Consider the following 26,049-nt stretch of genomic DNA (forward strand, 5'->3'; position numbering starts at 1 on the left):
TCAGTCTAAATCGTCGAGCGCCTACGGAGCGGCCCTGGCCAGAATTTCAATCGCTCTCGTTTGTTCGCGTTCGTCCAAGCTGGCAAATCCAAGCCTGAACGCTTCTGGCGCGCTGGCGACATCGAGCTCGAAACTGAGTCCAGGTAACACCGCCAACCCGAGACGTGCGGCATTCGCTGCCCATGTTTCGGCGCTGATACCGCTCTTTAACCGCAGCCAAATCGCAAGACCACCGGCTGGCAACGAGAACTCCGCAATGCCAGAAAAGCGCTCCGTCAGGAGTGCGGCGAGATGATCGCGGCGGGCGTGGTAAATGCGCCGAGCCTTGCGCGCATGCCGCTTGATCGTGCCATCGGCGATGAGGTCCGCCAACGCATGCTCCAGTGGCAGGTCGCCTTGGCGGTCTAGAGCCTCCCTGCGATCACTCATCTGGATAAGCAGTTTGAGAGGTGCTGCAGCATAGCCAATGCGGATGCCAGGTGCCAAGAGCTTCGAGAGCGAGCCGAGATAGATTATAGGAAGCTCTTCATCGCTCCGCGCCGCGAGCGGGAGGATCGGGCGACCGTCGAAACGATACTCGTTATCATAGTCGTCTTCGATAACCACCAGAGAATGCCGACGCGCGATTTCCAGCAGACGCAACCTTCGCGCCGCGCCTAGAGTGACGGTAGTTGGATATTGATGATGCGGGGTCACATAAACCGCACGCAGATTGGGGTTCGTCTCCGCCAGACGCTCCAGCGCATCGACATCGATACCTCGGCTATCGACCGGCACGCCAGCAACCGCAACCCCGGCGGCGCGAAAGGCCGACCAGGCCAATGGATAGCCTGGACGCTCAACCGCGATCACACTTCCAGGCTCAGCAACCACCGACGCAGCAAGAAACAGCGCCATCTGACTTCCCCGCGTGATCAGGATGTCATCGGCCGACGCCGTTAGTCCGCGCTCGTCGCGCAGATAAAGCGATAAAGCTTCGCGCAATAGTCGACTTCCACGCGGATCCCCATAGGCTCCACCCGATGCGAACGAATTGATCACGAGCGCACGCCGGAATGCCTGCGCGAAGGCGGTCGCGGGAACCAGCCGAACGTCCGGATATCCATCGGACAGCTTCAGCATCGAGCGGGCAACCCGCCCGCTCTGCTGAATACTCGTAATCGAAGCCCGACTTGGACGCATAGCCGGCTTGATGTCCTCCGGGAGATCGGTCGCAACAAACGTTCCTCGCGATGGTTCAGTTGCAAGCCAGCCTTGCATGGTCAGTTCGTGGTAGGCCGAGTCGACCGTGTTGCGGTTGAGCTGCAGGCTTTTTGCCAGCGCCCGGGTGCCTGGGATGGGATCTCCAGGTTTCAGACGGCCACGCTCGATCTCTTCGGTAATAGCGCGCGCCAACGCCAGGAAGATCGGCTCGCGCCCTTCCGGCTTTACCTCAACGGCTAGTGACACACCTTTACCCATCCGGCCCACCTTTTGGTTATCATCTATCCCATCAGGATAGACCAGATAGTCTTAACAATAGGTGCGCGCAGAAACAACTGTTATGCTTGTGCTCTATTGTCTCAGGGCCATTGCTTATAAAATATGACGCTGGAGACACAATTTAACGCAATAATCGTCCGAGATTACTTGCAGCGCATCTGAGGTATGTATTGACTATTTGTAGTTTCACAGCTGAAGTCGGTATGCCTTAGGACGCTCCTGATAGCCTGCGCGACCAATCTTCGACCTGGCGTGTTGCCAACCTTTTTTCTGCGTAACGGCGCCAGTTCTCCGGCAAGTGTGAAAGGCTGGCCATGGCGGCGAGCTCGTCTAGGTTCATCGTGTCGACATAGAGTGTGCGCCACAGTCTCCTGAGCGTCCATTCCGGCGACAGGCGGTCTACGATACACAGCTCGTTTCCCTCCTCGATGTATCCGGTCTCGATCACGCGATAATACCAGCCGGTCAATCCTGTTCGCTGGACGCGCAACGCCATGTCCGAAACGTCGAATCGTATATTGAGCTTCCAGCACGGCTGCCGTCCCTGGCTGACCTGAATCAAGGCCTCCCCGAGCCGAAAGGTGTCCCCTACCGCCACCGTGTCTTCGGTTAAGCCTGTGGTCGTGAGGTTTTCGCCGAAGGCGCCAGGAGCGTCTAGCACCGGCCGAGGTCCAATCGCCTGGCGCCAGATTGCGTAGTGTTCACGGGCGTAGTGATGCAAGGCCTTTTCCGGCCCGCCGTGATGCTTTCGATCACCCTGCGCGTCACAGGCCAGTCCCTCGACGTCAACATAAACACGGCCGACGACCGGTCGCTTATTGATTCCACTGGGAGCAGCACGCGGCCCCAAAGGCGTAACAGGACCGGCGAGAACATTTGCGACGACAACCATTTTGATCCTACACTGCTGCACTGGGGCGACGAGCCCCATCGTCCTTTGGGCGTTCGGGGTGCACAATGGAGGCCGGACCTGGATTCGAACCAGGGTGCGCGGATATGCACTCCGCTGCGTCGCCACTCCGCCATCCGGCCTTCGTCATCGCGATGCAGTACTTAGCATTTGATCCGCCTGCTGATACCAGCCGGATCGTTGAATTCCTTTGGGCCGGTACCAGTGTGTTTCCTAGGGTTGACTCAGGCGATCGAGAGCAACTGGACCTGTAGCGCCGGCCGCCTTTGACGTCCTTGTGCGAGGAACCCGAACTGCACCTAATCCATGGCTCAGGGGGGAGACGGCAACACTTTTTCGCGGCCATGCGCGACGAGGCGGATGCGGGTTGCTGATTTCTTCGAGCTCACCAAGCCGCGCATCATGGCGCTGGCGGTTTTTACCGCGCTCACCGGTTATGTTGCTTCGTCATCCTCGATAGACATCACGCACCTGCGTGGGGCCCTCCTGTTCATCGCCGTTGGAACCGGCGGCACGGGCGCCTTCAACAGGGCGTTCGCACGTCGGTCGGGGGCCGTTATGCGTCGGACGAGCGCTCGCCGGACTGCGACAGGCAAGATCACGCCAGCGGCCGCGATTGTTATTACTGCCGCAATCACCGCAGTGGGTGTGTTCGGCCTGTTTCTTATAGCAACCGTACTGGCAGCAGCGCTTCTCGCATTCGCCATCATTCTACTACGCAGTCTTCAACACCCTAATCCTGAAACGTCGGACGTTGCAGAATATCGTGATCGGCGGCGCAGCCAGCGCGCTTTCGCCTCTCATAGGCCGGGTGGCGGCTTCCCGCAGCCTGTCCGTGGAAGTGTGGTTGCTCTTTCTCATCATCGCTCTTTGAACGCCGCCGCATAGCGGTGTGCTCGCCCTATATCTCCGGTGCGACTACGCGCGCGCAGGAATTCCGATACTTCCGGTCGCAAAGGGTTCACGGGACACCCGACAGCAAATCCGGCTCTACAGTCTGGCGCCCTTTCCTACATTCATCGCGCCCCTGGTCAGCGACATGGGTGGCGCACCTTATGCCGTCATCGCTACAATCCGAGACGTCCTGCTCCTCTTCTATGCCTGCCGCGTATTCCTCAGCGCAGGCGGGAATAATTTTACCGAAAGCCAGTTTGAGCAGACCACCGGCGCTCCGGCCAAAGTGCTGTTCCTTTACTCGGTCTTGTGGTTCTTCGCTCTTTTCAGCGCGATTCTTGTCGAGGGCTTCCTCTGAGAACAACCGAAGCGTCTCATCACGCGATCCAGTGGCCTAGGTTAGTTCTCGAAACCGGTCCTCGTGGCTCTCAACGTATCCCCATAATCTACACCTGTACCGAGACCACTGGCGATTCTTCCAGAAGTCGCCCCAACTCAGCAGGAATACAGGGCTTGTTTTCAGCGCATCTTCATGGCGACCGCGTCGCGCTCTTGCTCGACATCGACGGTACTCTTGTCAACAGCATAACGGGTCCAGAGCTGCTTTCCGTTGATGATGGTCTGCGAACTCTCTTGGTGGATTTACACGAGATGTTGGGCGGAGCGTTGTGTCTTGTAACAGGGCGGTCCTTGGCGAAGGTGGATGAGATCTTCGGCGACGTCGAACTGCCCACTTTCGGTTTCTATGGATTAGAGCGCAGAATCCGGATCCGAGGACCCAAGGAAATCTCCACCACACCACGTTCTCTTTTGGTGGCTGCGGACCGGGTGAAGACGCGGTTACACGATATTCCTGATCTGATCTTTCGGTCGAACGGCGCGGTGCTCGTCGTAGACACGCGCTTCGCACCGGAAGCCAAACCCCAAGTCGAACAGGCACTCGCCGAGGTTCTCCCCATCGCGGGCGATCACTACGTCATGGTCGTGGGCCATCGTGTCGTGGAATTGGCGCCGGAGTGGGCTCTTAAAAGCATCGCGATCGGAGCGATCATGAGAAATCCGCCTTTCCAGGGGCGGCTTCCCATCTTCATTGGGGACGACGCGCCGGACGAAAGCGGCTTCGGCGTCGTCAACGAAATGGGTGGAATCTCGATCAGGGTGAATCCCCAGGGTCCGAGTGCGGCACGTTACACCTTGCCTGGAGTGTTGGAAGTACGGTCCCTGCTTGCAAAAATGCTGAGCGAGCGGCGGTGCGACCTGACACCTCATCCAGTTGCCGAATGCGAGCGGCCACGGTCTTGGTGATCCGGCTCGAATCCGGATCTTGCAGAACTGACAGCGTCCTCGTGGCTCTCGGCCCGTCGGAATTGCGAGTTCAAGGGTTAGCAATCAGATCGAACCACGCAGTTGCCGCGCTCATATTCCCTTGGAGGTCTCATCATGATGGATGATCACCCGACAGCCCGCTTTTTCAATGATCTGCGGTCCGAGCCACCTGACCAGATTCTCTCATTGATCGGGCTCTACAATAACGACCCACGTGCTTCGAAGGTTGATCTCGGTGTTGGCGTCTATCGTACCGAGGAAGGCGACACCCCCATCTATCGAGCCGTCAAGAATGCTGAACGTCGGCTACTGGAATGCCAATCCACCAAAGCCTATCTCGGCCCGGCAGGAGACCCTACGTTTGTCAAACTGATCGCCAAGCTGGCGGCAGGAGATGAGGCAAAGAATCTTATCGGTCTACAAGCGCCCGGCGGCGCCGGTGCTCTTAGATTGGCGGCTGGCCTCATCGCCAGGACGCGACCGGCAAGCACAGTCTGGTTGGGCACTCCCAGCTGGCCTGCGCACGCACCGATTTTCGCTGCCGAGGGGCTGACGGTGCGCACCTATCGTTACTACGACCCAACCTCCGGCACGTTCGAGTTGCCCAATCTGCTTGACGCGGTCGACGCGGCTGAACGCTCAGACATTTTTCTCTTGCACGGGTGTTGCCATAATCCCTCTGGCGCGGATCTCGAGTTTACTCAATGGCAAGAGCTGTCCCGCCATATCGCGGCCAAGGGCGTGTTACCACTTATCGATTTGGCGTATCAGGGTCTGGGCCGAGGGTTTGATCTCGACGCTAGTGGTGCCCGATACGTGCTGGCAGCCGTCGACGAGGCAATAGTCGCCTACAGTTGCGACAAAAACTTCTCCCTCTATCGCGATCGCACTGGCGCGGTGTTGGTGAAAGCAGGAGGGGCCCGCGAGCCGGTACGATCCAATCTTCAAGCTCTAGCGCGTCAGATGTGGTCCATGCCGCCAGATCATGGCGCTGCGACCGCCCGCCTGGTTTTAGAAACGCCTGAACTTGAAACAGACTGGCGCGACGAGCTCGCAGAGGTGCGCAGCCGGCTGAATCGCGTGCGCTACGCACTGGCGGACGCTGATCCACGACTGTCTTATCTCGCATGCAAGAATGGTCTGTTTGCGGTAATCCCACTGTCACCAGAGCAGGTAGAGACGATGCGCTGCAAACACGCAATCTACATGGCTAGCTCAGGAAGGATCAACATAGCTGGCTTAACCGAGGCGACTATTCCTCGCTTTGTCGAAGCCTTCGATGATGTGGCGCGAGCATCGCGGTGATGAACTTCCGGCGTGAGCTGATGGGAGGCGCGAGCCTTGGGTACCTTCAACCTTGCTCACGCTTTGCAGAGGCGAAATGGCACTATCTCGCTTGGATACAATGTGTGTCGTCACCACCGCCTCAGCGCTATACTGTTTGTCGCCCTAGCTGGTCCGAGATATGTCACAGTCGTTTCTTCAGCTGGAATTGCTGTTATGTAGTCGAAGGTCGACGGCGCCGCCGCTGAGTCTTCTCCTATCGCAATGAGGTTCTGCTTGTAGGACACAGTGGTAGCGTCGCCGACAGCCCGCGTTGCGTTCTGACAATAGACAGGTTGAATTAGCTAAGGAGGGTAGCGGCAACACCCGAAGGGCGGCATTTGATCAACCGGCTGAATCAGTATTCCGGCCCAAGCCGTATTCCAAAACCGCCCCTCATCTAAGCATGGATTATTGCTTAATCACTGCTTATCTGCGGCGTTGGCTCCACTTGTAGGTTGTGCGGTCGAGACCGTCGGTGTCCTTAACTCCAAATTATCGAGCTAGCTATGAACCAAGTTGTCCTCCCGGTTACCTCACGGATTGATCTCGCTTTCGTTTACGGCAAGGGCTGCTGGCTTTACAGCACTGACAGGCATCCCTACCTGGACTTCGCATCCGGTATTGCAGTCAACTCGCTTGGGCACAGTCACCCCATCTCGTTCGTGCCCTCATGGCCCAGGTGGGACGACTGTGGCATACATCCAACACTGTCAGGATCCCCGAAGGCGAACGCCTTGCACAGCGCTTGGTCGATAACAGCGTCGCCGACGTCGTCTTTTTCGCGAATTCTGGTGGCGAAGCCAACGAAGCCGCCGTCAAAATCGCGCGCCGCTACCATACAGCTGTGGGGCGACCAGACCGCTACAGGGTGATTACCTTCGAAGGCGCGTTCCATGGACGTTCTCTAGCCATGATCGCCGCCACGGGATATCCAGCTTATCTTGACGGCTTTGGCACTAAGGTTGACGGCTTCGATCAGGTGGCCTTCGGTGACTGGGACGCCCTTGACGCGACAATAACACCGCAGACCGCTGCAATAATGATCGAGCCGATCCAAGGCGAAGGAGGGCTGCATACCATCTCTCGAGAGGGTCTTCAGCGCCTCCAACACGTCTGCCGTGAGAACGGCCTACTGCTCATTCTGGATGAAATTCAATCTGGCGTCGGGCGCACAGGGAAATTTTTCGCCTATGAATGGAGCGGAATCAAGCCCAACATCGTCACCGTTGCCAAAGGGATTGGCGGTGGCTTCCCGATGGGCGCGTGCCTCGCCACTTGGAGCGCGGCGACCGGCATGACTGCTGGATCTCATGGGACGACTTTCGGCGGAAATCCCCTCGCGATGGCCGCAGGCGATGCCGTTCTCGATATTCTGCTGGCAGATGGTTTTCTTGCCCAAATCGAACGGAAGGCTCGTCAAATGAGAAAGAACTTCGAGCAGCTTCAACACGAGTTTCCAGACCTGATAGGAGAGGTGCGGGGAAGCGGGTTGCTTCAGGGTTTCCAGACCAGCATACCCGTCGGAGATTTCGTCACTGCGCTTCGTAACGAGGGGCTGATTGCCCTCGCTGCGCGCGAGAACGTTGTCCGTTTCGCTCCTCCCCTCGTAGTTACAGGTAAGCAGATACTCAACGCATGTTACCGTATCGCCACCGCCTGCAGGAAAATCCGCCCATGACGGAATCGCATCTGGATCCAGAGCGCCAAAAGCAACCACGCCACATAACCAGCGCGGCGCCGCGAAGCAAACGGGCGACGTACGTAAGTTTTCAAGGTTAGAGAATCCACCCAGTCGCCCGGTCGGCTAGGTAGCCGATAGGTATCGACATATTGCGGCAAACATAACCTCCCCGAGCGATCAGGGGCTGTGACGTAGGGACCGGATCATCAAACTTCGCTGAATCGGCACATCGCAGTGACCTAAAAAAGGCGATACTGAATGCTTTAGCTGGGGTCGCCCGGTGCCCTGACGAAGAGTTTATACCATGAATGATCCGATGACATTCTTCGACACGTGGCTACGTGATGCCGAGCGTTCCGAGCTGAACGATCCCAATGCGATGGCCCTCGCAACAGCTAACAGCCGGGGGTGTCCGTCTGTACGTATGGTGCTTTTGCACGGCCACCACGCCGACAGCTTCTTGTTCTTTACCAATTGGGAGAGCCGCAAGGCTCAGGAGATAGGGGCGAATTCGAACGCAGCGCTGATGTTCCATTGGAAGTCGCTTCGCCGGGCTGTGCGCATTGAAGGGGCGGTGAGCGAGACATCGGCTGAAGAATCAGATCGCTATTTCGCCTCACGTCCAAGAGATTCACAACTCGGAGCTTGGGCATCCGAACAATCAATGCTGTTGGACACTAGAACATCGCTTGAGACGAGGTTCGACAAAGCCAGAGCAAGCTTTGCAGGTAGAGACGTTCCGCGACCGCCGTTCTGGGGCGGTTTTCGTATCACTCCGTACGCGATCGAGTTTTGGCAGGACAGGGCTTATCGCCTGCACGAACGGCGTCTATCCACCCGCCATAAAGCGGGCTGGTCCGAAAGGCTGCTCTATCCCTGACGATCGTATGCGTAGCGGGATGCGGTGCAAGCCTAGCGACACGACACCCTCTATGAATTGGCCGCGAGGGTGTTCCGCGCTTCAGCGATGATGCGACCCATGCGTTTCACGACCGGTCCGATGCCGGTGAAAATGGCCTCACTAATGATGAAATGACCGATATTGAGTTCCTGCAACTCGCCAATCGCTGCGACGGCTGCCACGTTGTCAAACGTCAGGCCGTGACCCGCGTGGGCTTCCATCCCGGCATCATGAGCGAGACTCGTGCTCTGACGCAAGCGCGCCAGTTCAATCGATCGAGCTTCCGCATCGAGATTAGCATAACGGCCAGTGTGCAGCTCTATGGCGGGAACACCGAGCTGAAAGGCAGCGTCGACCTGTCGCTCATCCGGCTCGATGAAAACGGAGACGCGGATCGCGGCCTCCTGGAGACGTGCCACCAGAGGGGAGAGCGTCTCGCGCAAAGAAGAGACATCCAGCCCACCCTCGGTTGTACGTTCCTCGCGTTTTTCTGGAACTAGGCAGACAGCATGAGGGCGATGGCGCAGCGCGATCTCAAGCATTTCGGCGGTCGGCGCCATCTCGAGGTTCAACGGCAGCGACTGTTCTGCAAGAAGCTCCGCAAGATCCATCTCAGTAACGTGGCGACGGTCTTCCCGTACATGGACGGTGATGCTGTTCGCGCCAGTTGCACCCACAATCCGTGCCGCGCGCAGCAATGATGGATAGTCCTCGCCGCGGGCGTTTCGAACTGTTGCAATGTGGTCGATATTCACGCCAAGGCGAAGCTGTGTTGACACTATAGACAACCTCTCAATCATTGGGGAGAGACCCCAGCTGGAACAAGGGCCTTGGAAAATGGCCGGTTAATTCCGGCGCGGTGGGCCACGATAGGCCTTGCATGGATCGAAGACGAAAGATCTGTTGGCGATCGCGACACACTGACCTCCTACGATCAATGGTTGGACATCGGCAATGCACATGCCAGATCACGCCACGCCGATCCCCGTCAATTGGGTCATATCTGAGTGAGTCCAACGCGGGACCGCATGGCGCGCCCAGACTTCCGACAACGCTTCGAACAGGTCCGCCTCGTCTTCATCGGAATGGAACGGGTTGGGTGTTACTCGGAGACGTTCGGTCCCGCGCGGCACAGTGGGATAGTTGATCGGCTGCACATATATGCCATGGTCGGTCATGAGATCGTCAGTCAGCCGCTTGGCGATGCCGGCGTCGCCGATCATGACTGGGAGGATATGGCTGGGGCTCGGGAAGACCGGCAGGTCGGCCGCCTGCAGACCCGCCTTAACTGAAGCTACCCGGCAGTGAAGCTGTTCGCGCTCGACGTAGCTCGTCTTCAGGTGAGCAATCGCTGCGCGAACTCCGGCAACTGTTGCGGGAGGGAGCGCCGTCGAGAAAATGAACCCAGGGGCATGGCTGCGGATGAAGTCGACAATCTCGGCGCGGCCGGCCACATATCCGCCGACAGCGCCGAATCCCTTGCTGAGCGTGCCCTGAACAATATCGATGCGGTGAATCAGATTCTCGGCCTCGGCTACACCGCCGCCACGTGGCCCGTAGAGACCAACGCTGTGTACCTCGTCGAGATAGGTTAACGCATTGTAGCGCTCGGCTAGGTCGCAGATCGTCTGCATAGGCGAAAAGTCGCCGTCCATCGAATAGCAACTCTCGAAGCAGATGATTTTGGGGCGGTTTGGTTCGACCGCCTGAAGCTTGCGTTCCAGGTCGGCGACGTCATTGTGCCGAAACAACATCTTGGTCACGCCGCCTCGACGGATGCCTTCAATCATCGACGCATGATTCAATGTGTCCGAGATCACCACGCAATCCGGCAATAGTCGGCGCAACGTAGATAGCGCGGCGTCATTTGCTGCATAGCCGGATGTGAAGACGAGAGCAGACTGCTTGCAGTGCAGATCGGCAAGGTCCTGTTCGAGCCTGACATGCTCATGGCTCGTGCCAGAGATGTTGCGCGTGCCGCCAGCGCCTGCCCCGTAGCTGAAAAGCGCTTCACGGGCTGCCTCAAGCACACTTGGATGAACGCTCATGCCGAGATAGTCATTAGAACACCAGATCGTCACAGGCCGGCCAACACGATGATCATAGGCGCGGATCGGGTTGCCGGGCGTACGCTCGAGATTGGCGAAGACGCGATAACGTTCCTCGCGTTTAAGGTTGTCCAGCGCCGAGTTGAAAAATCGCCAATAATTGAAGTCCATCCGTCCTGCCGTTTCGTTCGGCGAAGCTCGGAATGTGCCAGCGTGCTCCGCGAGTTTCCGTCCGCACTGTCGCTCGTGTTCATACAATATCGGCAGTGAAGATCTCAGATAATTCAATACCGTGGCGGACGACTTGGCATGCCTAGCGCATGAGCCGTCGATCCGAATGATCAGGCTGTAACCGGATAGCCGTCGACCAACCGTCGGACTTTGTCGCGAACCGCGCCTTCATCGAAATGATCGCCGCGCGCGCCGCGAAGCACAGTGAGGATCAGCTCACCCACAGCGCGGAATTCTTCAGTCCCGAAGCCACGCGACGTCCCCGCAGGGGTGCCGAATCGAATGCCGGAGGTGATCGTCGGCGGCTTGGGATCGTAGGGAACAGCGTTCTTGTTCGCGGTGAGGCCGAAGCGCTCCAACTCCTCGACGGCGACCCTGCCGGTGATGCCGAATGGTTCGAGGTCGACCAGAAGCAGATGGCAATCAGTCCCCCCGGTAACGAGGCGCAGGCCGCCGGCCGTGAGCGTCTCGGCGAGCGTTTGGGCGTTCGCGATGACGGCCTGTGAATAGCCCAAAAAGGAGGGCTGGAGCGCTTCGTGGAATGCAGCGGCCTTCCCTGCGATTACGTGCATCAGCGGGCCGCCCTGTGTGCCGGGGAAAACAGCCTTGTCGATTTTTTTGGCGATCTCCGCGTCATTTGTCAGAATGATTCCACCTCGCGGCCCACGTAGTGTCTTGTGCGTGGTGGAGGTGACAACATGGGCGTGCGATACCGGATCGGGATAAAGCCCCATCGCGATCAGGCCGGCATAGTGGGCGACATCCGCGACCAAATAGGCCCCGACATCATTGGCGATCGCACGCATGCGAGCGAAATCGATACTGCGCGGATAGGCGGACCCACCAGCAAAGATAAGGCGCGGCCGAACGCTTCGGGCGCTGCGCTCGAGCTCATCATAATCGATGAGTTCGTCATCCCGGCGGACACCATAGGCGGACACTTCGAACCAGTGTCCGGACACACTGACCGAAGAGCCATGAGTAAGGTGGCCGCCGCAGGACAAATCAAGGCCCATGATCCTATCCCCCGGATTAAGCAACGCGAAGAGGACCGCGATGTTTGCGTTCGCGCCTGAATGGGGCTGAACGTTCGCATGGCTGGCGCCGAACAATTCACAGACACGATCGATTGCGAGCTGCTCGACTTTATCCACGGCTTCGCATCCGCCGTAGTACCGGCGGCCGGGATAGCCCTCGGCATATTTGTTGGTGAGAATCGAGCCCTGAGCCTGTCGAACGGCCCGGCTGACGATGTTTTCAGAGGCGATCAGCTCGATATGCTGGTTTTGACGCTCTCGCTCTTCTGTCAAAGCCGCAGCAAGTTCGGCGTCGAGTATGTCAGTCATTGCGTCAGTCCTTGCAGCCATTCCGCGAGCATTTTGCGCGAGGCGTCGCGCAAAGGCGGCCCCAAGCGTTCCGCGTCCGCGCGGAGCGTTTGGGAATCGATCTGCGCAGCGGCGAGCTCGACAGCATGGCCGACGAGCCAGCGTTCCATGCCCGCGCAGGCGTTGACTTCAGGGTGGAACTGAAGCCCGAGAATATTGCGCCCGAGGGCGAAGCCTTGAGTTGCACAAAGCGGCGTGTTGGCCAGGTTATCAGCGCCCTCGGGCGTCTCGAAGGCGTCACCGTGCCAGTGAAGCACAGAGACCCCTTCGAGATGACGAAGGGGCCCGGCGCGACCTGCATCCGTCAGGGTTATTCCGGAAAAGCCGATCTCCTTGACGCCGCTGGGCGCGACCTTGGCGCCGAGCGTAGTCGCGATCTGTTGCGCCCCGAGACATATGCCAAGCGTCGGCATGTTGGACGCAAGGCGCACTTGGAGAATCCGCCGCTCTTCCTCGAGAAAGGGATAGGTCTCGGTTTCGTAAACGCCCACCGGCCCTCCCAGCACAATGAGCAGACTGGGGAGCAGTGGATCGAGCGTCCAGAGCTTGTTCAAACCTAGGTCGTAATAGTGGATGCGGTAACCGGCGGCCGTCAGCACTGCCTCGAACGTGCCGAGGTCCTCGAAATCGAGATGCCGGATGACAACGGCGGTTTTAAGCATAACAGGAACCCCTCTTGTAACAACTCGCTACTGGATCATTGAGATGACCGCTGTATATAATCTAGTACTAGAGTTTCGTTGCAGCCGAAGGACGTGCCGGGTCTTTCAACCGCACTGGGCCGGTTATACGATCGCCTCAGTTCGCGTGTTTCTGAACACAGAAAGATGGGGGCACCTCAGCTCCTCCGAAATGATCGTTGTGAATGCCCCCGCGCTAAATCGGCAAGCGGCGTCTCACCCGCAATTGCCCTTTGCTCGACCGCGACCAGCACATCGCTCTCCGTCGGTATATAAACGTCAAGACGCGAGCCAAAACGGATAAGTCCGAAGCGCTGTCCAGCGCCGAGTTCCTCACCCTCCTCGACCCAATGCACGATGCGGCGCGCAATGAGGCCAGCGATCTGGACTACCGCGACAGGCCCGTAAACCGTGGAGATGGCCAGGCCGTTGCGCTCGTTGTGTTCGCTGGCTTTGTCGAGATCGGCATTCACGAAACGGCCAGGCGTATAGACGATGCGGCTGACGGTTCCCGCGATAGGCATGCGGTTCACGTGACAGTCGAATATGCTCATGAACACGGATATCCTGAGCATCGGCTTCGCGGGAAGCTGCAGTTCCGGTGGCGGCAGCACTTCAGTAATCATACTGACCCGACCATCGGCTGGAGAAATGATAAGTTCTGGGGACTGTAACGTCGAGCGGGCTGGATCGCGGAAAAAATAGACCACCCACGCCGTCAGAATACCACCCATCCAAGCGAGCGGGCTCCAGACGAACCCGAGCACGAGCGTCGCGAAAAGGCCGACTGCGATAAAAGGATAGCCCGCCGGATGGATCGGAACGAGGCTGTTGCGGACCGACGAGACGACGCTCATGAGCAGAGTCTCATTAGCGGCGTCCGATTGAGGTCCAGCAATCCCTTCGGTGCGATAAGCCGCGTATCTCTGTGCTGCATTGACGAAAGGCCGATCGACATTATGGATTCCAATCTGTGGTTTGTTTGAACGTCACGACCAGTATATCGCGGTGTCCTGCGACGGCGCTGTCCCGAGGATGTATCGGTGTGACCCCATGAAGCACGCGGTGGTCATCGAGCACCATAGCCTCGAAGGGATCCTCGAGCGTGAAGGAGCTGATTTCCCGACCGTCTGGAGCGTGAATCTGTGAGACGCCGCCGGTGATGCCCGAACGCTCCACGGCGAGCATGAAGACCCAATCGACACCGTCGCGATGCAAACCCTCCGGCGTCGGCAAACCTGGTCCATCGGGGCGCGCTTCGATGCGGAATTGATGCATTTCGACATACCATAGGCGATGAGCATCGACATCGATAATCATTCTCGTCGTCCGCAGGAGCGCATTGACGAGTTCGCCATTGGTCAGCGACTCATCCACCGGCTCGAACCAACGCGCGATGCCACCGTTTAACGGGTTATGCTCACGATCCTGATAGTGTGGGCGGTGCGCACGTCGCCAGATGAAGTTCGGACCAACCAGGAAAACCGCGAAGCTGCGGCGACGATAGGTCCCACCGTCAGCCATATATTCATCGAGCCCCAAGGAATTCCAGTTGTCATGGAAGAGTGACCACTCTTCCATGGAAGACAGCCCAACCAACTCCTGCATATCTGACGCGCAGATTCGGACAAAACCGCTGTCTTTCAGCTCACGAATGCACTGATCCAGTATTTCAGCTGCGTTCATGACGCCACCTTGGAAATGAAGGTGGAGCCACAGATTGCTGTGAAAATCGCGACTGGAAGAGTTCTGAGCCGAATCGTAGCTACTGTTCGCGTCAACGGCTTTTCATACAGTGGGGTTATGTACATCAACGGTATGCGCGACGAGCACCCGTCGCGAAACGAACGGCTCTTTTCCAACTTCAACTGCCTCCGGAAACTGAATCGATCAAACGATTGCTAACGATCAAGCGGCCCACCCCATAGGTCCGGATTGCAGAAGGAGAATGTGCCGGTTGCTACTCGGCGAGTACGGCTGATTAATCCGGCCCCCCGACGTCGACGTATCCGGCGCTTTAAGTCTTGGCAGCGAAGACCCAGTGTTTGTCTCGATGCGACGGTGGCCTGCGCCAAATCGGAAGCCACGCCGCAAGCGGAGAGGTTTGAATGATCGCTTTAACGACCAAACACGTGAGTAAAAGTAATCAAGTATCCAGTCACGTGAGCAAGCCCAAAGTGCGCCCGCGCAATCCTCACTTCTCGTCCGGACCGTCGGCGAAGCGTATTGGCTGGCACCTGTCTGTCCTCGACGATGCTTTGATTGGTCGTTCGCACAGGTCCCAGCTCGGTAAAGCAAAGCTTGCTGAAGTGATTGAACGCACCCGCGCCATCCTCGGCGTGCCGGACGATTATCGCATCGCAATCGTGCCAGGCTCGGATACCGGCGCCATGGAGATGGCGATGTGGTCTCTTCTCGGCTCGCGCGGGATCGATGTCCTTGCTTGGGAAAGCTTCGGAAAGGAGTGGGTGACCGACATCACATCACAGCTCAGCATCACTGACACCCGTACTTTTGTTGCAGATTATGGGAAGTTGCCGGACCTCGGACAATGCGACGCGTCACGCGATATCGTCTTCACGTGGAACGGCACTACCTCTGGCGTGCGTGTGCCCAATGGCGACTGGATTTCTGACGATCGTACAGGCCTTACCATATGCGACGCGACTTCAGCCGCCTTCGCTATGGCGCTGCCTTGGTCGAAGTTGGATGTCGTGACCTGGTCCTGGCAAAAGGTGCTGGGTGGGGAGGGTGCGCACGGCATGCTAGTGCTCGGTCCGCGCGCGGTCAAGCGTCTGGAAGCGCAAGCGCCTGCTTGGCCGATCCCCAAGCTTTTCCGCATGACCAAGAACGGCAAGTTGATCGATAGACTGTTTACCGGTGAGACAATCAACACTCCGTCATTGCTGGCGGTAGAGGATGCGATCGTTGGGCTTGACTGGGCGGAGAAAATCGGAGGTCTGCCCGAACTGACCCGGCGATGCGAGGCCAATCTCGCGACTGTCACGGATTGGGTGTCTCGCAGCCGATGGGCAGCTTTTTTAGCAGAGCGGCCTGAGACACGCTCATGCACAGCATTGTGCCTCCGAATCATCGCGCCCGAAATCGAAATGCTTGATGTAACTGATCTGAAGCGGTTTGTCGCGGAAATGGTGTGGTTATTGGATCTGGAGGGAGTCGCCTATGACATCGGTTCCTATCACGCCGCGCCGGTGGGCTTGCGTCTCTGGGGTGGCGCCACAGTAGAGAACGCCGATATGGAAGCGGTTCTTCCCTGGCTCGATTGGGCATTTGAAGTGACGCGCTTGGCATGGAATCTTGGAGAGGAGGCCCGGTTCCGGGGCCCCGCTTGACCGATGTCCGTCGTGTGTTCTGTCCAATCAAAGACCCCCACCGACGATGCGACGCAGCGGATTACCGTACCTCGCCTGGAAAGCGCAGGTGACTGCCTGATCCGAATCTGTCTAGCCGCAGTTCGCACCATCGCCGTCTCGGTTCAGCACATCGACGCGGGAATGTCCCGGCAGGGGCTACCGGTCGACGAATTGCAAGCGCTAGTGAATGAATCTGATCTGATAGATAAGTTTGGCGTCGAGCTCATCATGAGCCCCGCGCGATGGAAGACGAGCTCAAGTACTCCGGAAATGCGCAGCAGCTCTCGGCTTTCAAAACAGTGATCCAATACCTGCCGGCGGCCTGGCGGATGTGCCGCTGGAGAATATCAAATGGGGCTCATACGTGGAGATAATCGCCCCACCGGTCGGCTGAAGCGTCCGCTAAAGATGTTGGAGCGATCAATTACAGGATCCTGACAAACCTCGGATCGCACTACCGGCGGATCTACGTCGATTCGCGGGCTCTTTGGAGCCCTCCGCATCGTGCCCCCTAACGCAAGTGTTGCAGCTTATGGGGTAATTTAGCCACCGCGATTTCGCGTAGCTATGAAGCATTTTTGGATCGACGCAGGCTCATTGCCGCTCGTCGGTGTTCTATTAAAGGAGACTGTATCCAATGTCCGCCATTCCGCTGTTCGATGTGAAAAGACAGTTGTTGCTCTTGCGCTCAGACCTTGATCGCCGCATCGCCGCGGTTATCGATTCAGGTCTTTTCATTAATGGCCCAGAAGTCGGCGAACTCGAATACAAGCTGGCGCGATTCGCCGGCTGCGCTCACGCTGTAGGCGTTTCTTCCGGTACCCACGCGCTCCAGATCGCACTGATGGCGGAGGGGATCGGACCGGGCGACGCGGTATTTCTTCCGGCGTTTACCTATACGGCCACTGCTGAAGTGCCACTAGTGCTGGGAGCGACACCGATCTTTGTCGATGTGGAGCGGGAAACGTTCAATCTCTGCGTCGCCGACCTCGAACGCCGCGTTGCTCTGGTCAAAGCGGATGGGCGACTTCGACCTCGGGCGGTGATTGGAGCCGATCTGTTCGGATTACCGGTAGATTGGCCGGCGGTCGAAGCGATCTGTGAACGCGAGAATATGCTTGCGCTGGATGACGCTGCGCAGGCCTTCGGGGCTGAACTCCACGGCCGAAGAATTGGCCGCCACGGTCATGCGACAACCTTGTCCTTTTTCCCGACAAAAACATTAGGTGCGTTCGGAGATGCTGGCGCGATTCTTACAGACGACGCGGCGCGCGTCGAGGTCTACCGGAAGATCCGATCACATGGCGAAGGCCGAACCCGCTATGACGTTGAACGGACCGGTGTCAACGGGCGCATCGACACGATCCAGGCGACGATCCTCTCTGCCAAGATGGAAATACTTGAGCAGGAGCTGGTTCAACGACGACAAATCGCCGCGACTTACGATGCCGCCCTGAATGGATTTGTCGGCTTGCAAACGGCGCAACCAGGCGCGGTGAACGCCTATGGCCTATACACCATCCGGCTGCCACATACTTCGGTACGGACGCGAGTCCAGGAAGCACTAACGGCGCGTGGGATTGGCTATGGGGTCTATTATCCTAAGCCGCTTCACGTGCAGCCAGCCTATACCACAACACATGAGGGATCGATCCGAGGGGGGCCTCCAGCGTTGCCGGTCAGCACAGCCTTATGTGGCCAAGTGCTATCGCTACCGATGAACCCTTATATGAGCCTGGCCGAAGCCGAGACGGTTGCGTCAACAGTCGTTGCAGCTGTGTGATTAAGACACGTCAGCGGGCATGACCGGTCCGATCCTAAGCGGCCCAGGACGCCTAACGAATCCGGTACTCCAATAGGAGCTTAACATTGCCTAATGGTCTGCCGACAAGGATTTAATTCTCGAGACGCCGCGCGCTATCTCTCTACTCACTAGGCAGATAGACACCAAGCTGAAGGATACCGATGAAGCATGCCGCTGCACCATATGACATCGGGTCCATCCGAGCCGATTTTCCGATTCTAAAGCGTGAGATCAATGGTCGACCGTTGGTCTATCTCGATACCGCCGCTTCCGCACAGAAACCTCGGGCCGTCACACAGGCGATGGTCGATTTGATTGAGAATGACTACGCCAATGTCCATCGCGGATTGCATTTTCTCGCCAATCGGTCGACTGACGTCTACGAAGGAGTGCGCGAAACGGTGTGCCGGTTCCTCAATGCGTCGACGCCGCGGGAGGTCGTCTTTACTCGCTCGGTCACGGGCGCGCTGAATCTTCTCGCCTCCTCGCTTGGCAGACATCAGCGGATCGTCGAAGGGGACGAGATCATTCTATCCGAATTGGAACACCACTCCAACATCGTGCCTTGGCATTTCTGGCGTGAGCGGCATGGTGCCGTGATCCGCTGGGCACCTGTCGACAACGACGGCAATCTGATTGTGGACGCTCTGGAAGAGCTACTGTCTTCGCGCACCAAAATTGTGTCCATCACGCATATGTCGAATGTGGTGGGCATGGTGACACCGATTAAGCACATTGCAGCGCTTTGCCGTGCGCGCGGAATCCCGCTCGTCGTGGATGGCGCTCAAGGGGCAGTGCATCTTCCACTCGACGTGCAAGATCTCGGGACCGATTTTTATTGCTTCACTGGTCACAAGGTCTACGGGCCGACCGGCATCGGCGTCCTATACGGACGACTGGAATTGCTGGACAAGCTGCCACCATTTGAGGGTGGGGGTGAAATGATTGAGACGGTCACGAAGGACACTGTGTCCTATAACAGCGCACCGCATCGGTTCGAAGCCGGTACTCCACCGATCATCGAGGCGGCAGGCCTGGGTGCGGCCTTGGATTATCTATCGGGCATCGGACGTGAAGCTGTTCTCGCGCATGAAACAGCGCTCACACACTATGCCCATGCTCGCCTTGAAGAATTCGGCGGGATCGAGGTTTACGGCCGGGCAGCCCACAAAGGTTCGATCATCGCATTCAATCTGAAGGGCGCTCATGCGCACGACGTCGCTACTATTCTTGATCGAGCGGGCGTCGCAGTTCGCGCGGGAACGCACTGCGCCTCTCCCTTGCTTGCGAAGATCGGGAAAACCTCCTCCTGCCGGGCTTCCCTTGGGCTTTACAGCACCAAGGGCGAGATCGACGCGTTGATTGACGCACTCGGAACAGCTCAGCGGATACTGCTGCCATGAACGCCGGGGTGAACTCATTCCGCAACGGGCCCGACGAGAATGGACGTTTCGGAAGATATGGCGGTCAGTTCGTTTCCGAGACGTTGATGACGCTGATCCACGACTTGCAGCGGGCTTACGACGAGGCCCGCCATGACTCGGAGTTTCTGGCGGAGATGCAAGGCCATCTCAAAACCTTTGTCGGCCGACCGTCGCCGCTCTACTTTGCAGAGGGCCTTACCAAACATTTCGGTGGAGCGAAGATCTATCTCAAGCGTGAAGATCTTAATCACACAGGCGCCCACAAGGTGAACAATGTGTTGGGGCAGGTCATGCTCGCCCGGCGCATGGGAAAACGGCGCATCATCGCCGAAACCGGTGCCGGTATGCACGGCGTCGCCGCAGCGACCCTCTGTGCCCGTTTCGGGCTCGACTGCGTCATCTACATGGGCGCGGTCGACGTTGCGCGTCAGGATGCTAACGTGGCGCGCATGCGTATGCTAGACGCCGAAATCCGGCCGGTACATACGGGTTCGGCAACGCTTAAGGATGCCATGAACGAAGCCCTTCGCGACTGGGTGACGAATGTGGCTGACACCTTTTACTGCATCGGAACTGTTGCTGGCCCCCACCCCTACCCAATGATGGTTCGCAACTTTCAGTCTGTTATCGGCGAGGAAGCCCACCAGCAGATCTTCGATGTCGAAGGACGTTTGCCGAACGCGCTGCTTGCCTGCATTGGCGGCGGTTCGAACGCAATGGGGCTTTTTCATCCATTTCTCGATAATGCGGATGTCGAGATATTTGGCGTCGAGGCTGCCGGTCTTGGACTAAACCGTGCGCATGCGGCCGCGATCGCTGGGGGCCGCGCCGGCGTGCTTCACGGCAACCGCACCTATCTCCTCATGGATGGAGATGCACAGATCCAAGAAGCGCATTCGATCTCGGCCGGACTTGATTATCCCGGTATCGGCCCCGAGCACGCCTGGCTTCACGACGTGGGTCGTATCACCTTCCTGTCGGCGACCGACGAGGAAGCGGTCGAGGCTTTTGGTCTTTGTTCGCGCATCGAGGGTATCATCCCGGCGCTAGAGGCGGCCCATGCACTAGCACGATTGCAAGACGTCGCAGGATCACGGCCGAAGGATCACGTTGTGCTCGTAAGCCTGTCGGGTCGGGGCGACAAGGATATCCCCACGGTCCTTTCGCACAAGGTAAAAGCAAGCGAGGCGGCACACGTGGTGGATTCGAGGATCTGAACAATGCGAGGCACTCCGGCTCTAGAACATACCAATTTTTTCGATGGACAGGCCCTGCAGAAGGTTTTCGAGGAAGAGATGATATACGCAGTGATTCATACCTTCTATGATCGCGTCCTGAGCGATGAATTGCTGGTGCCGATATTCGATCGGACCATTGCGCAGGGTCCATGGCCAGACGATCCCAAAGCTATATGCGAATTCCGGTCAGGCGTTCCGCCGCACATTGCGCGATATGCAGGTTTATCACTCCCGGCGACCTGACCATCCCCGACCCTGGCGATGGCTGTCTCTCTTCAAGAAGACGATCGAAGATATTTGTTCGGCTGTACTTGCGGCGCGGTTCATGGATCGGGCCTTGCGGATCGCTCATTTGTTCCAGTTCGCTAATGCCTTCGATCAGACGCTCGACACGATGGGAGTGAAGCCGATCACTATTGATAACCGGTGGGTTTGACATACCCTACCGTCGGACATCAATCAGCTTCTTCTAGTCAGGTGTCAGGCATTTCTCGCGGGGCCATGCACTTTCCTCGCCTCAGCCTCTTCCAATTTTTGCCGGATGAAAGGACCCGTCATGACCGACCCCATAGAGCGCCGGACGCTTCTCACCACTGCAGCCCTGCTTGCTGCAGCCGCAGCGCTGCCAGCCTGCGCAGGAAAAAACCAGCAGCGAACATCTGCGTTCCATGATGGAGGTTCCACCCGGTGCGCCGAAGGTCGCTATGCTGGCCTATCCCAAGATGGTGGCGCTCGACCTCATTGGCCCCATGACGGTCTTCAAGGTCATGCGCTTTGACGTGCAACTTGTCTGGAAGGACAAGGGGCCAGTCTCGACTGACGTGGGCCTCCCGTTCACAGCGACCCAGACGTTCGATGAATGTCCGAAGGATATAGATGTCCTCTTCGTACCGGGCGGAATCATGGGCACCATTGATTGCATGAACGATCGCGATGTGGGTTCGTTTCTGGCCGATCGAGGTACGCGTGCCCAGTGGGTGACAAGTGTCTGTACAGGCGGTCTTCTGCTGGCGGCGTCAGGGCTACTTAAAGGCGTTGACACGACTGCTCATTGGGCCGTGGCTGATCTTCTTCCGCTCATGGGCGCGCGCCACGTTGACAAGCGCGTGGTGCGTGACCGCAACCGTATGACCGGAGGTGGGGTTACTGCCGGCATCGACTTCGCGCTCGCGCTCGTCGCGGAGATGAAAGGTCAAGAGGCTGCACGTCGGGTTCAGCTAATCATCGAGTATGCACCCGAACCTCCGTTTGCGAATGGAACCTCGCAGCAGGCCGGTGCAGAGCGCGTCGTTCAAATACGCAAGGGGCGCACATGGATGGACAATCAGGCGCGACTTGCCGCGGAAGCCGCTGGAGCCCGACTTGGCATCTGAGGCGATACTCTCTTGACGGCGCATGCCAGCGCGGCAAGGGCGGTGCCAACCCTGTCAGAGCTAGGCCACGCGAAAGCGTTGCAGCGATCGCCGCGCATTATTTTCTGGGCCAACCGTCACGAACCAAGCTGCGTTAAGCACGGCGCCACTTTCTTATGTCGAACGTGGTGGGCTATCGATAGGTAACGCAATCTCCAGCACTGATCCCGAGTTTCGCTGAAATGCGATTCGACCACCATGCTGTATCGCAATTTCGCGCGCAATCGACAAGCCAAGCCCAGCTCCACGCGTATCGGGCGAAAGTTTGCGGAAGCGCTCAAACACGGCATCTTCTTGATTGGCGGGCGGTCCGTTTCCCTGGTCTGCAATTTCGATTTGCACCGCGTCGTCGACCCGACCAGCTTTAAGAACAAGGCGATTCCCCCAATCGGAAAAACCACCGGAATACCCGGCCAACCGCGACCACCAGACAAACGCACCCGAAAAGAGCGCGCCGCCGACGGATTGAAACTCCGGTAGGGCTACGCCCTCCCTGCGTTCCAATCCGTCGGCATTCTCATCCTGATTGACGCTGAACTCTCACGTTGTTTGTCGCTCCGCAGTAACGCCTTGTCTTGCTCGTTATCACGTCAATATCCAAGTTCAACGAGTTGGTTGGGGAGCCTTCTTCCGATGGTCGCCATTGACCGAGGTCTGACGGTCGTAAGTGAGGCGATGACCGCCGCCGTATACCCTGGAGTCTCATACCGGCCCATCGCCGGGAGGTCCTGCCCTTCAACGCCGTCTGGTGCCCGCGAAACCACAATCCAGCTTTAAGCCGGCTCCGAGACCGCGCCAATGCAATGGCGGCCCTCGGGGGCCACCGAGCCAACGGCTTCACGGTGCGGAACGAATGCGGTGCTGCTGCGGAGTCTGGACCAGCCAAACTGGTGGTCAGCGTTGGCTTATCCCAGCCATTGGCGCTCCGCAAAGCCGCGGTAGATCCCTGACTTATTCCCGGAGGCTATCAATCCAATAAAGCAAATGTACTTAAACTATTTATCGATTGCCAATAGACCTTCGCCAGCCAGTTGGCGCAACAGATCGTATTGGAGAAAATGAGTGTCCAAACTAACTACTTCATTCGGCGCGCCGGTTGCCGACGACAACAATGTCGTTACAGCTGGCGCTCGCGGTCCCCAGCTTTTGCAGGATGTCTGGTTTCTCGAAAAAATGGCGCACTTCGACCGTGAGGTGATTCCGGAGCGGCGGATGCACGCCAAAGGCGCGGGCGCCTTCGGAACATTCACGGTCACGCATGACATCACACAATACACGCGCGCCAAGATTTTCTCCGAGGTCGGCAAGAAGACCGAGATGCTCGCACGTTTCTCGACGGTGGCGGGTGAACGCGGCGCGGCGGATGCCGAGCGCGACATCCGCGGCTTCGCTCTCAAATTTTACACAGAAGAAGGCAATTGGGACCTGGTCGGCAATAACACGCCGGTCTTCTTCATGCGCGATCCCCTGAAATTTCCGGATTTGAATCATGCGGTGAAACGAGACCCAAGAACCGGCCTCCGCAGCGTTGAAAACACCTGGGACTATTGGACGAGCCTCCCCGAGGCGCTGCATCAGGTCACGATCATCATGAGCGACCGGGGTATACCCAGGAGCTGGCGCCACATGCATGGCTTTGGCACGCACACCTTCAGTTTCATCAATGCGCAGAATGAGCGGTTCTGGGTCAAATTCCACTTCCGCACACAGCAGGGCATCGAGAACCTGACGGATGAAGAAGCCACCCTGCTTATCGGCCATGATCGGGAGAGCAGCCAAAGAGATCTGTTCGAGAACATCGAAGCTGGGAATTTTCCACGATGGAAACTCTTTGTGCAGATAATGCCGGAGGCTGAGGCGAACACCTATCACCTCAATCCATTCGACGTCACCAAGGTGTGGCCCAAGGCCGATTATCCGCTGATCGAAGTCGGTGTGATGGAATTGAACCGCAACCCTGACAATTTTTTTGCGGAAATCGAGCAGGCAGCCTTCAGTCCAAGTACGATCGTTCCCGGAATCGGATTTTCGCCGGACCGCCTCTTGCAGGGACGCCTTTTCTCCTACGGCGACACCCAGCGATATCGGCTCGGCGTCAACTATTCTCAAATTCCGGTCAACGCGCCGAGATGCCCGTTCCATAGCTATCATCGCGACGGCGCGATGCGGGTTGACGGCAATGGCGGCGGCCGCACGCCCTATGCCCCCAACAGTGTCGGCGAGTGGTCATCCCAGCCGGAATTCAGCGAACCGCCACTGAATATCGACGGAGCGATGCAGCGCTGGAATCATCGTGTCGATGAAGACTACCATTCGCAGCCGGGCAATCTGTTCAGGAAAATGACCCCAGCCCAGCAAAGGATCCTGTTTGAGAACACAGCGAGAGCGATCTACGGCGCGTCGAGCCTCGTAATAGATCGGCATATCGACAATTGCACGAAAGCGGATCCGGATTATGGACGAGGGGTGGCGGATGCGCTTGCCGCGCTTGCGGAGAAGAGACGCTGCGAAGTGGTTTCAGAGTAAGCGGCGGAGTGATGGAGTTCGGGGGACCGAGTCCAGGGTCCCCCTGAACGGTCCCCGGCAACGCCTCCGCAGTGGGCGCTGCTACTTTCTTAGCGAGGGGATTGTCGCCAAGTCCAGTTCTTCAACAATGGCGGTGAGGTGAGCTGAAAGGGCCAAGAGTTCGTCCTTTCTTGGGTCGGTTGCGCGCCATGCCAATGCAACGCGCCGTGAATAACCCGGATCGGGCATGGGTCTGTAGCTGATCATCTCCAGTTCGGAGAGAGCGGTGACGGGTAGAAGCGTGCATCCTTCACCAGCCGCGACCATGTATTTCAGCGTCTGGAGGCTAGTAGCGAAGCGTTGAGGCGGCGCGACCAACTGGCACGTGGCGAGTGCTTGATCACGCAGGCAGTGGCCTTCTTCCAATAATAGCCGGTCGCTATCGTGCAATTGGCTCCAGTCCGGTCCATCCGCGAGACCGGCGACGTGCCCTTGCGGGCAGGCAAGGACGAATGGCTCTTCGAAAATCTCTGCGATATCAAGCGAGGAATCCGAGACTGGCAACGAGAGCAAAACAGCGTCGACTGTGCCCTTGGCGAGGGATGCGACAAGCTCGTGGGTGAGGCCCTCGCTGGGGATTATCGCGATAGCTGGATAGAGTGTTCGCAAGGGGCCGAATATCCTTGGAAACAAATATGGACCGAGCGTCGAGATCGCGGCAATCTTAAGCTGCCCCCCGAATGGCAAGATGGGTCCATGGCTCATTCTTGTCAGTTTAGCCGCTTCTTCGAGCACCCGCGTTGCCTGTTGGACCACGGCATCGCCGGCTGGAGTAACGAGAACGCGCCGGGTGGTCCTTTCAAACAGCGTGATCCGTAGGAACGCTTCGAGCTTACGGATTTGTGTCGACAATGCGGGTTGTGAAACCCCGCAGTGGGCCGCGGCCCTGACGAAACTCCGTTGGTCGGCGAGCGCCACGGCATACTCAAGGTCGCGTAAGGAAAGCCCGGAAAAGTTCATGATCGGCCTGGTTGTGGAGTCGCCCATTCGGTCAGCGTGACTTCGGCCAGCAATACATGAAGGGCTCGTAGAGAGGTCGAAACCAACACACCGTCGGGCGTGCGTTTTTCATTCCATGACGAACGTATGCAAATTCATTAACGTAAGAAGGGCCGGTTCAGCCAAGATGGCTGGGCCAGTCTTGCTTCAAAATTCGGACGCAAGCTGAGCAAGGCGATCTGGTTGCCGCTCTGTGCCGAAACCCACATCCTATCCCATGGTTCGTGTCGCCCGATCACTGCGCTGCGGCGACGAGAGAATGAGGGGCGAGCCTTGCCGCAATCCCGAAGTGGCTGCTCGATGAAACGGTCGTCGTTAAAGAGCAGTTTTCGTCGATTGGAGTGACCGTCGGGCTTTCATAAAGCCGCG

At 57.9% G+C, this 26,049-nt stretch carries 21 protein-coding genes, 1 tRNA gene and 1 pseudogene; 12 read left to right on the plus strand and 11 right to left on the minus strand.

Features of this window, described 5'->3' with window-relative positions; all coding sequences use genetic code 11:
• Nucleotides 1–21 precede the first annotated feature (21 nt).
• The 3 genes from pdxR to CQZ93_RS25510 all read right to left on the minus strand — a co-directional run bounded on the left by pdxR (nt 22) and on the right by CQZ93_RS25510 (nt 2,514).
• Nucleotides 22–1,461 carry a MocR-like pyridoxine biosynthesis transcription factor PdxR gene (pdxR, locus tag CQZ93_RS25500; RefSeq protein WP_105545395.1) on the minus strand — a complete coding sequence of 480 codons (1,440 nt, stop codon included), beginning with the start codon at nt 1,459–1,461 and terminating at the stop codon, nt 22–24.
• 229 nt (nt 1,462–1,690) lie between these two features.
• Nucleotides 1,691–2,374: an MOSC domain-containing protein gene (locus CQZ93_RS25505; protein WP_105545526.1), complete on the minus strand. Its 684-nt coding sequence runs from the start codon at nt 2,372–2,374 to the stop codon at nt 1,691–1,693.
• Nucleotides 2,375–2,440: 66 nt separating this feature from the next.
• Nucleotides 2,441–2,514 (minus strand) — tRNA-Cys (locus CQZ93_RS25510).
• Between the two features lie 238 nt (nt 2,515–2,752).
• Here CQZ93_RS25510 and CQZ93_RS27450 point away from each other — a divergent pair.
• The 6 genes and pseudogenes from CQZ93_RS27450 to pdxH all read left to right on the plus strand — a co-directional run bounded on the left by CQZ93_RS27450 (nt 2,753) and on the right by pdxH (nt 8,499).
• Nucleotides 2,753–3,280 carry a UbiA family prenyltransferase gene (locus CQZ93_RS27450; protein ID WP_181153534.1) on the plus strand — a complete coding sequence of 176 codons (528 nt, stop codon included), beginning with the start codon at nt 2,753–2,755 and terminating at the stop codon, nt 3,278–3,280.
• A 151-nt stretch (nt 3,281–3,431) separates the two neighbouring features.
• Nucleotides 3,432–3,644, plus strand: coding sequence for a hypothetical protein (locus CQZ93_RS26505; protein ID WP_146114498.1), 213 nt, complete (start codon nt 3,432–3,434; stop codon nt 3,642–3,644).
• A gap of 155 nt (nt 3,645–3,799) precedes the next feature.
• Nucleotides 3,800–4,591: a trehalose-phosphatase gene (gene otsB / locus CQZ93_RS25525; protein ID WP_181153535.1), complete on the plus strand. Its 792-nt coding sequence runs from the start codon at nt 3,800–3,802 to the stop codon at nt 4,589–4,591.
• Between the two features lie 135 nt (nt 4,592–4,726).
• Complete coding sequence (locus CQZ93_RS25530; RefSeq protein ID WP_286154310.1) at nt 4,727–5,917, plus strand: aromatic amino acid transaminase; 1,191 nt, start codon at nt 4,727–4,729, stop codon at nt 5,915–5,917.
• A gap of 527 nt (nt 5,918–6,444) precedes the next feature.
• Nucleotides 6,445–7,616 (plus strand): annotated as a pseudogene (locus tag CQZ93_RS25535) (aspartate aminotransferase family protein).
• Between the two features lie 307 nt (nt 7,617–7,923).
• Nucleotides 7,924–8,499: a pyridoxamine 5'-phosphate oxidase gene (pdxH, locus tag CQZ93_RS25540; protein WP_105545399.1), complete on the plus strand. Its 576-nt coding sequence runs from the start codon at nt 7,924–7,926 to the stop codon at nt 8,497–8,499.
• A gap of 50 nt (nt 8,500–8,549) precedes the next feature.
• On the opposite strand, the gene CQZ93_RS25545 is transcribed toward pdxH, so the two are convergent.
• The 6 genes from CQZ93_RS25545 to CQZ93_RS25570 all read right to left on the minus strand — a co-directional run bounded on the left by CQZ93_RS25545 (nt 8,550) and on the right by CQZ93_RS25570 (nt 14,550).
• Entirely contained in the window at nt 8,550–9,299 is a 750-nt protein-coding gene (locus tag CQZ93_RS25545; RefSeq protein ID WP_105545400.1) for a pyridoxine 5'-phosphate synthase, read from the minus strand.
• A gap of 189 nt (nt 9,300–9,488) precedes the next feature.
• Entirely contained in the window at nt 9,489–10,739 is a 1,251-nt protein-coding gene (gene hemA / locus CQZ93_RS25550) for a 5-aminolevulinate synthase (protein ID WP_105545401.1), read from the minus strand.
• Nucleotides 10,740–10,909: 170 nt separating this feature from the next.
• Entirely contained in the window at nt 10,910–12,145 is a 1,236-nt protein-coding gene (gene glyA / locus CQZ93_RS25555; protein WP_146114499.1) for a serine hydroxymethyltransferase, read from the minus strand.
• A complete protein-coding gene (locus CQZ93_RS25560; RefSeq protein ID WP_105545403.1) occupies nt 12,142–12,846 on the minus strand; it encodes a glutamine amidotransferase in 705 nt (234 codons plus the stop codon). The genes glyA and CQZ93_RS25560 overlap by 4 nt, the downstream gene beginning before the upstream one ends.
• A gap of 176 nt (nt 12,847–13,022) precedes the next feature.
• Nucleotides 13,023–13,721 carry a phosphatidylserine decarboxylase gene (locus tag CQZ93_RS25565; RefSeq protein ID WP_105545404.1) on the minus strand — a complete coding sequence of 233 codons (699 nt, stop codon included), beginning with the start codon at nt 13,719–13,721 and terminating at the stop codon, nt 13,023–13,025.
• Between the two features lie 100 nt (nt 13,722–13,821).
• Nucleotides 13,822–14,550, minus strand: a complete 729-nt coding sequence (locus tag CQZ93_RS25570) for a 2OG-Fe dioxygenase family protein (protein ID WP_105545405.1) — start codon at nt 14,548–14,550, stop codon at nt 13,822–13,824.
• A 422-nt stretch (nt 14,551–14,972) separates the two neighbouring features.
• Between CQZ93_RS25570 and CQZ93_RS25575 the strand changes: the two genes are divergently transcribed.
• The 5 genes from CQZ93_RS25575 to CQZ93_RS25605 all read left to right on the plus strand — a co-directional run bounded on the left by CQZ93_RS25575 (nt 14,973) and on the right by CQZ93_RS25605 (nt 22,077).
• Nucleotides 14,973–16,217: a phosphoserine transaminase gene (locus CQZ93_RS25575; RefSeq protein ID WP_105545406.1), complete on the plus strand. Its 1,245-nt coding sequence runs from the start codon at nt 14,973–14,975 to the stop codon at nt 16,215–16,217.
• A 658-nt stretch (nt 16,218–16,875) separates the two neighbouring features.
• Nucleotides 16,876–18,021: a DegT/DnrJ/EryC1/StrS family aminotransferase gene (locus CQZ93_RS25585; protein WP_105545408.1), complete on the plus strand. Its 1,146-nt coding sequence runs from the start codon at nt 16,876–16,878 to the stop codon at nt 18,019–18,021.
• A gap of 182 nt (nt 18,022–18,203) precedes the next feature.
• Nucleotides 18,204–19,445 (plus strand): SufS family cysteine desulfurase, encoded by a 1,242-nt coding sequence (locus CQZ93_RS25590; RefSeq protein ID WP_105545409.1) that lies wholly within the window; start codon nt 18,204–18,206, stop codon nt 19,443–19,445.
• A complete protein-coding gene (trpB, locus tag CQZ93_RS25595) occupies nt 19,442–20,683 on the plus strand; it encodes a tryptophan synthase subunit beta (protein WP_105545410.1) in 1,242 nt (413 codons plus the stop codon). Before CQZ93_RS25590 ends, trpB begins: the two co-directional genes overlap by 4 nt.
• Before the next feature lie 626 nt (nt 20,684–21,309).
• The gene (locus CQZ93_RS25605) at nt 21,310–22,077 is read left to right on the plus strand and encodes a DJ-1/PfpI family protein (RefSeq protein ID WP_286154311.1); all 768 of its coding nucleotides are present in this window, start codon (nt 21,310–21,312) and stop codon (nt 22,075–22,077) included.
• Nucleotides 22,078–22,230: 153 nt separating this feature from the next.
• On the opposite strand, the gene CQZ93_RS27350 is transcribed toward CQZ93_RS25605, so the two are convergent.
• Nucleotides 22,231–22,458, minus strand: a complete 228-nt coding sequence (locus CQZ93_RS27350) for an ATP-binding protein (RefSeq protein ID WP_350308601.1) — start codon at nt 22,456–22,458, stop codon at nt 22,231–22,233.
• A 720-nt stretch (nt 22,459–23,178) separates the two neighbouring features.
• Here CQZ93_RS27350 and CQZ93_RS25615 point away from each other — a divergent pair.
• Nucleotides 23,179–24,642, plus strand: coding sequence for a catalase (locus tag CQZ93_RS25615; RefSeq protein WP_105545413.1), 1,464 nt, complete (start codon nt 23,179–23,181; stop codon nt 24,640–24,642).
• 81 nt (nt 24,643–24,723) lie between these two features.
• Here the strand turns inward: CQZ93_RS25615 and CQZ93_RS25620 are convergent, their stop codons facing one another.
• Nucleotides 24,724–25,668 (minus strand): LysR substrate-binding domain-containing protein, encoded by a 945-nt coding sequence (locus CQZ93_RS25620; protein WP_210201141.1) that lies wholly within the window; start codon nt 25,666–25,668, stop codon nt 24,724–24,726.
• Nucleotides 25,669–26,049 lie beyond the last annotated feature (381 nt).

Source organism: Ochrobactrum vermis (genome assembly GCF_002975205.1).
In the GTDB taxonomy this organism is placed as follows: Bacteria; Pseudomonadota; Alphaproteobacteria; order Rhizobiales; family Rhizobiaceae; genus Brucella; species Brucella vermis.

What these genes read in the sequence shown, in the direction of transcription:
- CQZ93_RS25565 (WP_105545404.1), bottom strand. Translation starts at nt 13,721, where the DNA reads ATGAGCGTCGTCTCGTCGGTCCGCAACAGCCTCGTTCCGATCCATCCG.
- CQZ93_RS25620 (WP_210201141.1), bottom strand. Translation starts at nt 25,668, where the DNA reads ATGGGCGACTCCACAACCAGGCCGATCATGAACTTTTCCGGGCTTTCC.
- CQZ93_RS25530 (WP_286154310.1), top strand. Translation starts at nt 4,727, where the DNA reads ATGATGGATGATCACCCGACAGCCCGCTTTTTCAATGATCTGCGGTCC.
- CQZ93_RS25590 (WP_105545409.1), top strand. Translation starts at nt 18,204, where the DNA reads ATGAAGCATGCCGCTGCACCATATGACATCGGGTCCATCCGAGCCGAT.
- CQZ93_RS25585 (WP_105545408.1), top strand. Translation starts at nt 16,876, where the DNA reads ATGTCCGCCATTCCGCTGTTCGATGTGAAAAGACAGTTGTTGCTCTTG.
- CQZ93_RS26505 (WP_146114498.1), top strand. Translation starts at nt 3,432, where the DNA reads ATGGGTGGCGCACCTTATGCCGTCATCGCTACAATCCGAGACGTCCTG.
- CQZ93_RS25575 (WP_105545406.1), top strand. Translation starts at nt 14,973, where the DNA reads ATGATCGCTTTAACGACCAAACACGTGAGTAAAAGTAATCAAGTATCC.
- glyA (WP_146114499.1), bottom strand. Translation starts at nt 12,145, where the DNA reads ATGACTGACATACTCGACGCCGAACTTGCTGCGGCTTTGACAGAAGAG.
- CQZ93_RS25570 (WP_105545405.1), bottom strand. Translation starts at nt 14,550, where the DNA reads ATGAACGCAGCTGAAATACTGGATCAGTGCATTCGTGAGCTGAAAGAC.
- CQZ93_RS25560 (WP_105545403.1), bottom strand. Translation starts at nt 12,846, where the DNA reads ATGCTTAAAACCGCCGTTGTCATCCGGCATCTCGATTTCGAGGACCTC.
- pdxH (WP_105545399.1), top strand. Translation starts at nt 7,924, where the DNA reads ATGAATGATCCGATGACATTCTTCGACACGTGGCTACGTGATGCCGAG.
- CQZ93_RS25505 (WP_105545526.1), bottom strand. Translation starts at nt 2,374, where the DNA reads ATGGTTGTCGTCGCAAATGTTCTCGCCGGTCCTGTTACGCCTTTGGGG.
- pdxR (WP_105545395.1), bottom strand. Translation starts at nt 1,461, where the DNA reads ATGGGTAAAGGTGTGTCACTAGCCGTTGAGGTAAAGCCGGAAGGGCGC.
- trpB (WP_105545410.1), top strand. Translation starts at nt 19,442, where the DNA reads ATGAACGCCGGGGTGAACTCATTCCGCAACGGGCCCGACGAGAATGGA.
- hemA (WP_105545401.1), bottom strand. Translation starts at nt 10,739, where the DNA reads ATGGACTTCAATTATTGGCGATTTTTCAACTCGGCGCTGGACAACCTT.
- CQZ93_RS27450 (WP_181153534.1), top strand. Translation starts at nt 2,753, where the DNA reads ATGCGGGTTGCTGATTTCTTCGAGCTCACCAAGCCGCGCATCATGGCG.